This window comes from Pseudalkalibacillus decolorationis (genome assembly GCF_024609785.1).
In the GTDB taxonomy this organism is placed as follows: domain Bacteria; phylum Bacillota; class Bacilli; order Bacillales; family Fictibacillaceae; genus Pseudalkalibacillus; species Pseudalkalibacillus decolorationis.
This window is the reverse complement of the sequence record NZ_JANHJQ010000009.1, coordinates 12,405-24,571: the sequence shown is the minus strand read 5'-3', so window position 1 is coordinate 24,571 and position 12,167 is coordinate 12,405. Positions and strand designations below refer to the sequence as shown.

Sequence of the window (12,167 nt, the reverse complement as noted above, 5' to 3'; positions counted from 1 at the left end):
CCTATAAAAGGAGGACTTAATATGAGTGATGGCATGGAAGAAAAACAGCAACAGGTGATTGATCATGGGGTGCACAATTACAGTGCTGAGAAAGAATGGGTAAAACCAGAAGATCCATTACTCTTAGAACGCCTTGAATGGTTTCAAGATCAAAAGCTAGGAATAATGATGCACTGGGGTCCTTATTCTCAACTCGGTGTGGTGGAATCATGGGCGCTAAGCGATCATGATGCAGATTGGTCACGAGATGGTATTGACTGGGAAGAGGATGGAGAGGAATTAAAGCGTCAATATTTTGATTTAAATAAAACGTTCAATCCGATACGATTTCAACCAGAGATTTGGGCTGATTTAGCTGCTGAAGGTGGTTTCAAGTACTTCATTTTCACGACAAAACATCATGATGGTTTTTGTATGTGGGATACTCATACAACCGATTACAGAGTGACAGGGCCAGACACTCCATTTCACATGCACAAGTATGCCGATATATGTAAACATCTTTTTGATGCTTTTCGTGACAAGGGATTAGCGATTGCTACCTATTTCTCAAAAGCAGACTGGAACACTCCTTACTACTGGGCATCCGGAATGGAACGTGGTCGTGATATGTGGCGTGGCCCGTCTTATGATCCGACGGAGTATCCATGGTTATGGAATCAGTTCGTGTCATTTACCCATGAGCAAATTATGGAGTTGATGTCCAAATACGGTCGTATTGACGTTCTCTGGCTCGATGCTGGATGGGTTGGCAAAAGGAAGCAGGACATTCGCCTTGGAGAAGTTGTAGAAAAGGCCCGAGAAGAACAGCCTTGGCTTATTACGGCTGATCGCACTGTTGGTGGACCATATGAAAATTATGTAACACCGGAGCAGACAATTCCTGAGCATCCGCTGAGTGTGCCCTGGGAAAGCTGTATCACAATGGGTACTTCATTTTCTTTCAGATATGAGGATAAATACAAATCTACGCGTCAAATCGTACATACGCTGATAGAAGTAGTATCTAAAGGTGGTAATTTGGCTCTAAATGTAGGGCCACAACCAGATGGACGTCTGCCCGAGGGAGCAATTACACGTATTAAAGAGCTTGGCGCCTGGATGAATGTTTATGGTGAGGCAATATATGGTACCCGCATCTGTGCTCCTTACTTCAAAGATAATTTCGCTTTCACACGTAAAGACGATATTGTTTACTGCTTTTATCTCTATCCAAGTGATGATACGCATGTAGATGAGGAAGTGGTAATCCCATATACAGAAAACGTCAACAATCTTAATATGGTCGGTAGTGAAGATAAATTTAACTATACACAAACAGAAGCAGGACTCTCCATAAAGCTACCCGAGACGGAAACGGGAGGGAAGGCTCCGATCGCACATGTATTCAGGCTCAAGTAGTTGAGGTTAGACACTAGAAATTAAGTAGCAAATAGAACCTCGACAGGATGAGTATTGGAACACAAAAAAACGCTTTGTATTCTGAAAATACTAACTTTTAATGTTCGGATTCAAATACAGATCCAGGAACAAATTACGAAATTATCGTAAGAATGAGGGGAAAGAAATGAAAGTATCCTTATTTATTACCTGCCTTGGGGATGTATTTTACCCATATGTTGGGAAAGATACAGTTGAAATTTTAGAGCGTCTTAATTGTGAAGTGGTTTTCCCAAAAAACCAAACCTGCTGTGGTCAGCCAGCTTATAACAGCGGCTATCATAAAGAAACGAAAGATGTTGCCAAACATATGATTAAAACATTTGAACAATCTGACTATATTGTATCCCCGTCCGGATCATGTGTAACGATGTTTCATGAATATGTTCATTTGTTTGATCACGATAAAGAGTGGCAGGAAAAAGCACAATCACTTGCTAATAGGACGTTTGAATTCACTCAGTTTATCGTTGATGTGTTAAAAGTTGAAAATGTAGGAGCGTCTTTTTCGAAGAGAGCAACATATCACACGTCTTGTCATATGTCTCGATTACTTGGTGTTAAGGATGCTCCAATGAAACTACTAGAAAATGTGAAAGGCTTAGAACTTTCAAATCTTCCAAATAAAGAAATATGCTGTGGTTTTGGGGGTACGTTCTCAGTGAAAATGGTTCCGATTTCTGAACAAATGGTAAATGAAAAAATAGAACATATCGAGGAAACTGATGCAGAAGTTCTAATCGGTGCAGACTGTGGTTGCTTAATGAATATCGGTGGCCGTATTGAACGTCAAGGGAAACCTATTAAAGTGATGCATATTGCACAAGTACTCAATAGCAGAGGGTAATGGGTTGTTCAAACCTCCCTTTTGAACACACATTAATAGAATAAAGGGGGTGAGATAGATGCCAATGAAAATAGGAGACGTAGAATTTTTTGGTCGTGTGGACAAGGGCCTTCGAAATTCATTCATGAGAAATGCAGTGGTGTCAGCACAAGAAAGACTGAAGGGTGCAAAATTAAATGCAGCTGAGGAGCTAGGGGATTGGGAAGAGTGGCGAAATTTATCAGAGGAGATTCGTCAACATACGTTAGAAAACTTAGATTACTATTTAGAAGAACTTACTGAGAATGTTTGTAAGCAAGGAGGCCATGTTTTCTTTGCGCAAACAGCAGAAGAAGCAAATGAATATATCACAAGGGTTTCTAAGGAAAAGAAGGCAAAAAAAATCATAAAATCGAAATCAATGGTTACTGAAGAGATTAGCATGAACGATGCTCTTGAAGCACTGGGCTGTGAAGTCATTGAATCTGACCTTGGGGAATACATACTTCAACTAGACGATCATGACCCTCCATCACATATTGTTGCCCCGGCTTTACACAAAAATAAAGAACAAATACGTGAAACCTTTTCTGAAAAGAAAGGATATAAGAAAACATCCAAACCCGAAGAACTTGCTTTATTTGCGAGAGAACAATTACGTGCTGACTTTTTATCGGCAGATATAGGAATAACCGGCTGTAACTTCGCCGTAGCCGAGTCAGGTGCGATTTCATTAGTGACAAACGAAGGAAATGCTCGATTGTCTACATCCCTGCCCAAAACTCAAATTACTGTGATGGGTATGGAGCGGATCGTACCAACGTGGGAGGAACTAGACATTTTAGTCAGTATGCTTTGCCGAAGTGCTGTAGGGCAAAAACTAACAAGCTATATTACCGGATTAATTGGTCCAAAGGATAAAGGGGACGTAGATGGGCCCGAAGAATTCCACCTCGTCATTTTAGACAATGGTCGTTCAAACATTCTTGGGACAGAGTTTCAGTCGGCACTTCATTGTATTCGTTGTGCTGCTTGCATTAATGTTTGTCCTATTTATCGACATATTGGTGGTCACTCATATGGATCGATTTATCCAGGTCCTATCGGTGCGGTACTTTCACCATTGTTAGGTGGGTATGAAGATTATAAGGAGCTTCCATATGCTTCAAGCTTATGTGCAGCATGTACGGAAGCTTGTCCAGTGAAAATTCCGCTTCACGACTTGCTTGTGAAGCATCGTCGGAATATCGTAGAGGAGCATGGTAAGGGAACATTTGGTGAAAAACTAGCGATGAGAGGTTTTTCTTTAGCTGCAAGTTCCCCGAAAATTTTCTCAATGGGTTCAAAATCAGCACCTACAGTAATGAGCCCTTTTATTAAAGATGGAAAAGTTAAGAAAGGACCTGGTCCAATAAAACCATGGACCGATATTCGGGATTTCCCTGAACCTAGTAAACAAAGCTTTAGAGAATGGTTTAAGAAACGTGATAAAGGAGGGGACCAGTAATGAAAAATGGAGCTGTCCATAATAAAGAACAATTTCTAAATCAAATCGCTAAAAGTCTAGGGCGTGAAAGACGAACCACTCCGGTTGCTCGTCCCCAATGGAAACACCAACCACAATGGAATGTTCTTAAGAATGCAACAGAAGATGAACTGCTAGATGTCTTGGGAACCCAATGTGATCGAATTCATACACGTGTTGAAACAACGACTTGCTTAGAGCTGAACAATATGCTTACGACAGTAATAGAACATTTTGATGCAAAATCAATCGTAAGTTGGGATGACCCTCGCTTTAAAGAATACGGTATCAATGACTATTATGAAAATGCTGGAAGGGCAGGTGTCGATGTTCACATTTGGGATCCAAGTATTGGTGAGAAAAACATTATAATTTCTGAAAGAGCAGATGTCGGAATTACGTTTGCTGACATAACATTAGCTGAGTCAGGAACAGTTGTATTATTCAGCGATAACGGAAAAGGAAGGTCCGTTAGTCTACTCCCAACAAATTACATTGCAATTATTCCAAAAAGCACAATTGTCCCACGAATGACTCAGGCAACACACTATATTCATAAGATGGAACAAGAAAATGGAAATGTTCCTTCATGTATTAATTTTATTTCTGGCCCTAGCAATAGTGCTGACATTGAAATGAATTTAGTTGTTGGGGTTCATGGACCAATAACAGCCACCTATATTGTCGTTACTGATAGGTAATAATAACGAACTCATACATAACAACTTCCAATATAGAAGAAGTTTAATTTTTATTTTCCTTATTTTATACCTAATTCTGCTAGGTTATGTAGTGCCACGTTACGTTTACTGGAAACCTTTTTTAAGGGTAAAATATTCTACTTTACATACATTAAGAATGCTTATTGACCTTTCTAAAGGAGACCAGAATAATGAAAAATCTTAGGCTAAGCATCTTATTTTCAGCAGTGCTTTCAATAAGCATGTTGTCTGCATGTAATACTGGCGAAAATCAGGGTGCAGATGAAATGAATTATGAACCAATTACGGTTGATGACAAGGGTGATAATAACCCTGAAACATATGATGCAGGTAGGAATCGAATAAGGAATCGATCTTACAATGGATTATATGGCCAATATAATAATGATCCATTTTCTCAATATCGTCAAACGGATCGAAACGTTCCACCAAATCAATATGCTCCTCCAAATTTCCGTCAAAACGGACAACAGGGGAATCAACCCAATACAGCTCCTCAACCACAAGATGGAGCAACAGCTATAAGTGAGATCGAGAAAAAAGTAATTGAACTCACGAATCAGGAAAGAGAAAAAGCTGGATTATCACCTTTAAAGGCGAATGTTAAATTATCAAAGGTTGCTCAGGAAAAATCAAATGATATGCTGGAAAACGGATACTTTTCACATAACTCACCTAACTATGGTTCACCTTTCCAAATGATGCAGGAATTTGGTGTATCGTATCAATCAGCGGGTGAAAATATTGCCGCAGGACAGCAATCAGCAGAGCAAGTCGTTAAAGCTTGGATGAACAGCCCCGGGCACCGTCGTAACATTATGAACAAAGATGTGACCCAAATTGGCGTAGGACGCGCTAAAGGCGGGGAACAAGGGATTTACTGGACACAAATGTTTATTGAAAAGTAAAGCCCGTTTTTCCACGTTAAGAAAGTATAAAAAATACTTTCTATAGTATAAGCGCAACTAAGGCGATCGCCTGCGCTAAGGCTTGGCGCTAGCCAAGTTTTCTTTACAAATATAAAAAGGACTGACTCAGCTACCGATCCTCTTTCTTTGACTTAGAGAGGAAAGAACCGAGTCAGTCCTTATTCATTAAAGAATAAAAAGTTTGTTCGCGTAGATGTAATGTCCAGCTGCAGTTTGTCACACCTGAACAGGGCACTTCCGCTGTCTAGCTTCAGCGCCCAAACCTCATTTTCGGGTTAAATTACCAACCGAAGCCGCCACCATAGCCGCCACCGAAACCGTTACAACCGAAACCGCCGCGACGGCCATCACGATTATAGGATACTCCTACAATGATAAGAAGAATAAAAAGCACAACAATCAATGCAAAGCCTTTTCTGTTATCCCATCCGCTCATTTATTTAACCTCCTTTTTCCATAGCAATAATACATCTTATGCTTGTACCGCTGACATGAATGGGTAAGCATGTACATTTTAGAAAAACAAACATTTATCCCGGTCCTATTCGAACATAATTTTTTAACATGTAGAGAAACATAATATCGATTGAAAGTGAAAAGATATGAGGTGTGTAGGAAATGAATCGTGAAGTTGAACATGCTTTTCTACCAGTAACTTCAGTTTCGAGCGGAAAAGGGAATCTCGTGATCCGTGATGTTTACTGTTATACAAATCAGATTGTTAATATTTGTTTTATTAATACTTCAAACAACAAATGGGTGTTAATTGATGCAGGTATGCCAAAATCAGCTGAAAAAATAATCAAAGGTGCAGAAAAACAATTTGGACAAGGGTGTCGACCTGAAGCCATTATTCTTACACATGGACATTTCGATCATGTGGGAAGTGTAGAAGTTTTGGCTGAGCATTGGGATATTCCTGTTTATGCACATCAATTGGAATTTCCTTATTTAACAGGTAATGAGGATTATCCGCCTGGTGACCCAACTGTAGATGGTGGAATAATAAGTGAAATGTCTCCACTTTTTCCGAATCATTCTATTGATATTAAAAATCGATTGAGAGGTCTTCCTGGCGATGGATCGATTCCTTTTTTGACGGAGTGGCGATGGATTCATACACCAGGACATACCCCTGGCCATATTTCCTTATATCGGGATAAAGACAGTGCGTTAATTGTCGGAGATGCGTTTGTAACTGTTGATCAAGAATCACTGTATAAAGTTATGACGCAGCAACAAGAAATTCATGGCCCACCTGCTTATTTTACGATGGATTGGGATGCTGCCAAGGAATCGGTACGAACACTTAAGGGATTAGAGCCAGAGATCGCGATTACAGGGCATGGTGTCCCGATGTCGGGAGAAGAGTTAAAACGTGACCTTTCTAACCTTGCAGAAAACTTTGATACGATAGCTCGACCAAAAAGTAAATCTAAGTAGGGTAATACAGTAGCTAACTTTTGAAAGAGGTTTTAGGCAGACTTGAAACGACCTGATTGAGAAGACCCTTAAAGAGGTTGTTCAAAAAGTCCGGTAAAAATAGCTCTCGAATTTCTTCGTTGTTTGATCTCTCCGGTCCTCACGTATTAATAGCATACGTTCTGGTCCTCGAGATTGTCACGCCTCGAACTTCTCGGCTCTTTTTGTCCTCCTTTTTGAACACGCACTTAAAATAATTTCTTTGGCGATGGAAAAAGCTGTTTCATGAGGAGTGAATGTCCGTGGATGTATTCAAATTCATCATCTCACCAATCTTGATTTTTATTGGTGGCTACCTTTTTCTGAGAATTGCAGGGAAGAAGGCGGTATCACAAATGAACAGTTTTGATCTTCTCGTTGTACTCGTTCTAGGTACCGTGCTCAGCGACCCGCTTGCCTCCGATCAGACGTTTGAGACACTATATTTCGGATTGGCGTTTGTCTTATTATATTTTTTGTTTACTGTCCTTACGCTAAACAATAAACTTCGTTGGATGTTAGTAGAGACATCTACGGTTTTGATCAGGAACGGTGACATAAATGAAAAAGGGTTAAGAAAAATTCGTATGACGACTGAAGAATTGATGTCTGAGCTTAGAATAAAAGGTTTTATAAATACCAAAGATATCGAGATTGCTGTGATGGAATCGGCGGGAAAAATGAGTGTTATTCCTAAATCGACTTCAAGGGCAGTCCAGACGAAGGATTTACAATTGCATCCTTCACCTACATTCATACCAATTCCGCTTATTATGGATGGCCAAGTTATTGATCATAATCTAAAGTTTCTTCAAAAGGATCGCGCCTGGTTAAACACCCAATTGAAGTCGTATTCAATAGAACCAGATGAGTACACACGAGTAACATTAGCTTTTTATAATCAATACGGAGTGGTCGAAGTAGATACGAGTGACTCCAAAGATTTATCACAAGAACCCCAACATTACTTGCCTGGTCGAAGCAATTAGTTAGACATGGGACAGACAATATTTCAAATTGGGAGGCGTAGATTTGAAAGCTGTAACGTATCAAGGAAAGAGAAATATACAGGTAATTGAAAAGCAGACACCTGACATTGAGAACGAAGACGATGTAATTGTACGGATTACATCAACAGCCATTTGTGGATCGGATCTTCATTTGTATGAGGGGAACTTTCCATTGCCAAAAGGTTATAGTATTGGCCATGAACCGATGGGAATCATTGAAGAAGTGGGTAAGGGTGTGACTAAGGTTAAGAAAGGGGATCGTGTTGTTATCCCTTTTACGGTAACCTGTGGAACGTGTCATTATTGCACCCATGATCTTGAGAGTCAATGTGACAATGCTAACCCTCATTATGATTCAGGTGGATACTTTGGTTACTCAGAGAAATTCGGAGATCATCCAGGTGGTCAAGCTGACTATTTACGTGTACCATTTGGAAACGCAACCCCTTTTGTTATCCCTGAAAATTGCGAACTAGAGGATGAAGCTCTCTTATTTTTATCGGATGTGTTACCGACTGCCTATTGGAGCGTTCTTCATGCAGGTGTAAAAAAAGGGGATACAGTCATCGTCCTTGGTTGTGGACCGGTCGGACTTATGGCACAAAAATTCGCATGGTTAGAGGGAGCCGAACGAGTAATTGCAGTTGATTATGTGAATTATCGCCTTGATTTTGCTAAGAAAAACAATAAGGTTGAAGTATTTGATTTTACAACAGATAAAGATATGGGGGAAACGTTAAAAGGAATTACAAAGGGTGGAGCCGATATTGTTATTGACTGTGTTGGTATGGATGGAAAGAAGTCTCCGCTAGAAAAGGTGGAACAAAACCTGAAACTTCAAGGCGGTACACTTGGTCCAATTCAAATTGCGACAAAAGCGGTCAGGAAGTACGGTACAGTGCAATTAACGGGTGTATACGGTGGGAATTATAACGTGTTTCCACTTGGAGCATTTTTCACCCGTAATATTACATTGAAAATGGGCCAAGCACCTGTACGACATCTCATGCCGGAATTGTATCAAATGATTGTGAATAATGATTTGGATCCGAAAGAAATTATAACCCACAAACTACCAATTGAAAAAGCAGAGCATGGTTATGACATTTTTAGTGGCAAAAAGGATAATTGTATAAAGGTTGTTTTAAAACCGTAAGTCCATGTACTACATGCACATATTAAAAGGCTAGATTAGCTCTCAGGAATAGATACTTCGTTCACAACAACGGAATCCATTCTTATTAAGAGTTAGTCTTTTATTTTTGAAGGTAAATTACATAGATACGATCTCTAGCTATAGCTATAGCGCCCAGGTGTTCGAGGTCACTTTGATTCTTCCACAAACACAAAAAGCGTGTGACTTCAATACGTTTAAAAAAGGAAATAAGCCTACGAATGGTATACTTAGTATAGAAGTGGTATAAGTTTTAGTCTGGGTTCAAAAACCTCTTTTAATAAATGATCGTGGGGGCTCTATTATGGCGAATGCTATTCAATTAGCTGAACAGGTAACATTACAATCCAATCATCTTCTTAAGAAACCTCATCAGCTTAAACTTATTGGAAAAGGGAGAAGTGCGTTTGTTTTTAAAATAGAGTCCGAAGCTAAGGTCATCAAAGTTTTCTTTCCTGAATTCGAACACCTTGCAGACCAGGAAGCAAAGATTTATAAACAGCTAGGTAATTCAACATACTTCCCGACGATATATGAAACAGGACCAAATTTTATTATAATGGATTACATTGAAGGACATACCTTTTATGAGTGTTTAATTAACGGAATCCCCATAACAAAAGACATGATTGAGCGAGTGGACGAAGCATTGGATCATGCACGTTCGAGAGGGTTGAATCCATCAGATATTCATTTGCAAAATTTAATTTTAACGACTGATGGTGAGGTGAAGGTTATTGATGTTGTTCGTTTCACTCAACAAAAACAATGCTTTCAATGGGACGATTTAAAGGACGCCCATCAAAAGTTTTATTATGGTAAACGGTTATCGAATAGGAAGATTCCTAAATACGTAATTCAACTAGTAGCATTATTTTATAAAAAATTGTACGCCCCATTTCGGGTGAAAAGAGGAAGTTTGTAACTAGTAAACCGAAGTACAAAACCTTCTATCCAGAATTGTTGCAGCGACTTTAAAGAAATATATAAGCGGTTAACATGTAAAAAAAGCTGATGTCGTAAGTATAAGAGGGTCTGTTCCTACTTGGAGGAACTAGATCCTTTTTTTTGAGAGTAAAGAAAGTATAAAAGTTCGCGGCATGGATGTAATGTCTAGCTCCAACGCCCAGGTACTCGAGGTCGCTTCGATTCTTCCACAAACACAAAAAGCGTGTTGTGCTGCAGAATCTCCAGCGCTTGTCGTACCTGAACAGGGCGCTTGCGCTTTTCTTTATGGATCAATATCTTCTCACTTTATTTTAGTTGTCTATCAATAAAGTCGAGAGTACCCCATCCTCAAGGAATGAAAAGACAATGCCCAATGAGTAGGGTGGGGGTGAATCGACTTCGACCAGAGTTCGTGTATACCATCCTTAAATCCGACTTCCACTGTTCTCGATTCTGTGATACAATTGAGGGGAACAAATGTTCTTATCCGAAAAGGAGGTGAATCATATGGCAATACAATGTCCCACAGTGGCATACACCACGCAACAAATCTGGATCAAGCCAAGGCATCGGTTGTATCGCTACTTTCAAGCGTCCTGCCAAAACGCCAAGAACATGCATAATGTGGTACATTTTTTTACACGTTAAGAAAGTATAAATACTTTCTATAGTATAAGTTCAACTATGGCTCTGACTTCGCCTAAAGGCTCGGCAATCGCCGAGTTTTCTTTATCCGCCAAGTGTATACCGGCCTAACAAGTGAAAAAGCGTTGCATCCACTCCAAACAGAAGTACTGGAAATCATTCATCGAAATTTGAACAAGATGAATAACCAACAACGAAAGGCCTATCAGGGAAGACTTGCAAAAGAAAAGACAAAACCTGTTGATCAGCAAAAAAAGGTAACCTGTCATCTGTTTCAAGCTCCTACTAGGGAACGCCCCTATGTCCATTATAACTTCTTAAATAGCCTATTTCTTATCATTAAACAGCCGGATTATGTTTCCTTACCCACTCAAAGCAGCCAATGGGTCATGAAAACGGTGTTTCAAAACTGGAAAAGTTTTTATGCCAGTTTGAAAGACTACAAACTTCATCCTGAAAAGTACAAGGCGAGGCCACGCATTCCCAACTACTGTCGTTCTTCAGAAAAAGAAGTCCTTTTTACCAACCAAGATTGTGTCATTAAAGCGTCCAAATACTTAAAGTTCCCGAAAACCAAAGACCGATTGAATATCGGGAAGCTAGGTGGATCTGGAAAACGGATGCAGGTTCGGGTGATCCCGAAGTATGGTCAATATGTGGTGGAACTCGTGTTCAGAAGAGAAGAAGTGAACCAGTCCAAGCAATCCCCAACTGGTAACATCATGGCACTTGACCTGGGGATCACCAATCTCGTTTCCGCGGTGACCAATACAGGTGCAACACCATTCCTCATAAAGGGGAATCGGATCAAATCGATCAACCACTATTACAATAAGCGAGTAGCTCATTACAGAGCCATTCTTCGCCATGGAAAAGCCCCGAAAGAAGGAGTCCACACCTCAAGACGATTGGAACGCTTACACCAAATCCGATACCGAAAACTCAAAGATTTGTTTCATAAAGCGAGCCATACGATTGTGAATCTTGCCTTCAACGAAAAGGTAGACACCATCATCATTGGCCAAAATAAAGATTGGAAACAGGAAGTAAACATGGGAAAACGTCAAAATCAAGCCTTTGTCAGTATTCCCCATTCCTTGCTTATCACCATGATCACCTACAAAGCTCAACAGTATGGGGTTAACGTCATCACAACGGAAGAGTCGTACACGTCGAAAGCCAGTTTTTTAGATGATGATCCTATTCCTGTTTGGGATGAAGGGAAGCCTCCACCTGTATTTTCAGGAAGACGGGTGAAACGGGGGTTGTATCGAGCATCTACGGGTATACACGTGAATGCAGACCTCAACGGAGCAGCCAATATTTTAAAAAAGGCGATTCTCCAGTTTTTCAGAGAGCGAGCCGCTTCCCTCCGGTCGGTGAATGTGTGGCAACCCATTGTCTTCTAAAAAAAGAAGTGCCAAAGGCAAGACCAATGGCATAGAGGGGCTGGGCGTAACAAGGTTGCCAATGTGTCAGCTCCACTA

The 12,167-nt window shown here is 40.2% G+C and carries 10 protein-coding genes and 1 pseudogene; 10 read left to right on the top strand and 1 reads right to left on the bottom strand.

Annotated features, from left to right (window positions below; genetic code table 11):
* Nucleotides 1–21: 21 nt before the first annotated feature.
* The 5 genes from NON16_RS10255 (at nucleotide 22) to NON16_RS10235 (ending at nucleotide 5,421) form a co-directional block, all read left to right on the top strand.
* Nucleotides 22–1,401: an alpha-L-fucosidase gene (locus tag NON16_RS10255; protein WP_257348884.1), complete on the top strand. Its 1,380-nt coding sequence runs from the start codon at nucleotides 22–24 to the stop codon at nucleotides 1,399–1,401.
* Nucleotides 1,402–1,567: 166 nt separating this feature from the next.
* The gene (locus NON16_RS10250) at nucleotides 1,568–2,287 is read left to right on the top strand and encodes a (Fe-S)-binding protein (protein ID WP_257348883.1); all 720 of its coding nucleotides are present in this window, start codon (nucleotides 1,568–1,570) and stop codon (nucleotides 2,285–2,287) included.
* A 58-nt stretch (nucleotides 2,288–2,345) separates the two neighbouring features.
* Nucleotides 2,346–3,773, top strand: coding sequence for a LutB/LldF family L-lactate oxidation iron-sulfur protein (locus NON16_RS10245; protein ID WP_257348881.1), 1,428 nt, complete (start codon nucleotides 2,346–2,348; stop codon nucleotides 3,771–3,773).
* Nucleotides 3,773–4,492 carry a LutC/YkgG family protein gene (locus tag NON16_RS10240; protein ID WP_257348880.1) on the top strand — a complete coding sequence of 240 codons (720 nt, stop codon included), beginning with the start codon at nucleotides 3,773–3,775 and terminating at the stop codon, nucleotides 4,490–4,492. Before NON16_RS10245 ends, NON16_RS10240 begins: the two co-directional genes overlap by 1 nt.
* A 191-nt stretch (nucleotides 4,493–4,683) precedes the next feature.
* Nucleotides 4,684–5,421, top strand: a complete 738-nt coding sequence (locus NON16_RS10235; RefSeq protein WP_257348879.1) for a CAP domain-containing protein — start codon at nucleotides 4,684–4,686, stop codon at nucleotides 5,419–5,421.
* A gap of 301 nt (nucleotides 5,422–5,722) precedes the next feature.
* On the opposite strand, the gene NON16_RS10230 is transcribed toward NON16_RS10235, so the two are convergent.
* Nucleotides 5,723–5,878 (bottom strand): YjcZ family sporulation protein, encoded by a 156-nt coding sequence (locus tag NON16_RS10230; RefSeq protein ID WP_257348878.1) that lies wholly within the window; start codon nucleotides 5,876–5,878, stop codon nucleotides 5,723–5,725.
* A 182-nt stretch (nucleotides 5,879–6,060) separates the two neighbouring features.
* On the opposite strand from NON16_RS10230, the gene NON16_RS10225 reads away from it, so the two are divergent.
* From NON16_RS10225 to NON16_RS10205, 5 genes and pseudogenes are all read left to right on the top strand, one after another.
* Nucleotides 6,061–6,885, top strand: coding sequence for an MBL fold metallo-hydrolase (locus NON16_RS10225; protein WP_257348877.1), 825 nt, complete (start codon nucleotides 6,061–6,063; stop codon nucleotides 6,883–6,885).
* A 281-nt stretch (nucleotides 6,886–7,166) separates the two neighbouring features.
* Nucleotides 7,167–7,892, top strand: a complete 726-nt coding sequence (locus tag NON16_RS10220) for a DUF421 domain-containing protein (RefSeq protein ID WP_257348876.1) — start codon at nucleotides 7,167–7,169, stop codon at nucleotides 7,890–7,892.
* A gap of 43 nt (nucleotides 7,893–7,935) precedes the next feature.
* Entirely contained in the window at nucleotides 7,936–9,069 is a 1,134-nt protein-coding gene (locus NON16_RS10215; RefSeq protein ID WP_257348875.1) for a zinc-dependent alcohol dehydrogenase, read from the top strand.
* 322 nt (nucleotides 9,070–9,391) lie between these two features.
* Nucleotides 9,392–10,012 carry a protein kinase family protein gene (locus NON16_RS10210; protein ID WP_257348874.1) on the top strand — a complete coding sequence of 207 codons (621 nt, stop codon included), beginning with the start codon at nucleotides 9,392–9,394 and terminating at the stop codon, nucleotides 10,010–10,012.
* Between the two features lie 530 nt (nucleotides 10,013–10,542).
* Nucleotides 10,543–12,089, top strand: a pseudogene (locus tag NON16_RS10205) (RNA-guided endonuclease InsQ/TnpB family protein).
* Nucleotides 12,090–12,167 lie beyond the last annotated feature (78 nt).

What these genes read in the sequence shown, in the direction of transcription:
- NON16_RS10230 (WP_257348878.1), bottom strand. Translation starts at nt 5,878, where the DNA reads ATGAGCGGATGGGATAACAGAAAAGGCTTTGCATTGATTGTTGTGCTT.
- NON16_RS10240 (WP_257348880.1), top strand. Translation starts at nt 3,773, where the DNA reads ATGAAAAATGGAGCTGTCCATAATAAAGAACAATTTCTAAATCAAATC.
- NON16_RS10235 (WP_257348879.1), top strand. Translation starts at nt 4,684, where the DNA reads ATGAAAAATCTTAGGCTAAGCATCTTATTTTCAGCAGTGCTTTCAATA.
- NON16_RS10245 (WP_257348881.1), top strand. Translation starts at nt 2,346, where the DNA reads ATGCCAATGAAAATAGGAGACGTAGAATTTTTTGGTCGTGTGGACAAG.
- NON16_RS10255 (WP_257348884.1), top strand. Translation starts at nt 22, where the DNA reads ATGAGTGATGGCATGGAAGAAAAACAGCAACAGGTGATTGATCATGGG.
- NON16_RS10225 (WP_257348877.1), top strand. Translation starts at nt 6,061, where the DNA reads ATGAATCGTGAAGTTGAACATGCTTTTCTACCAGTAACTTCAGTTTCG.
- NON16_RS10210 (WP_257348874.1), top strand. Translation starts at nt 9,392, where the DNA reads ATGGCGAATGCTATTCAATTAGCTGAACAGGTAACATTACAATCCAAT.
- NON16_RS10250 (WP_257348883.1), top strand. Translation starts at nt 1,568, where the DNA reads ATGAAAGTATCCTTATTTATTACCTGCCTTGGGGATGTATTTTACCCA.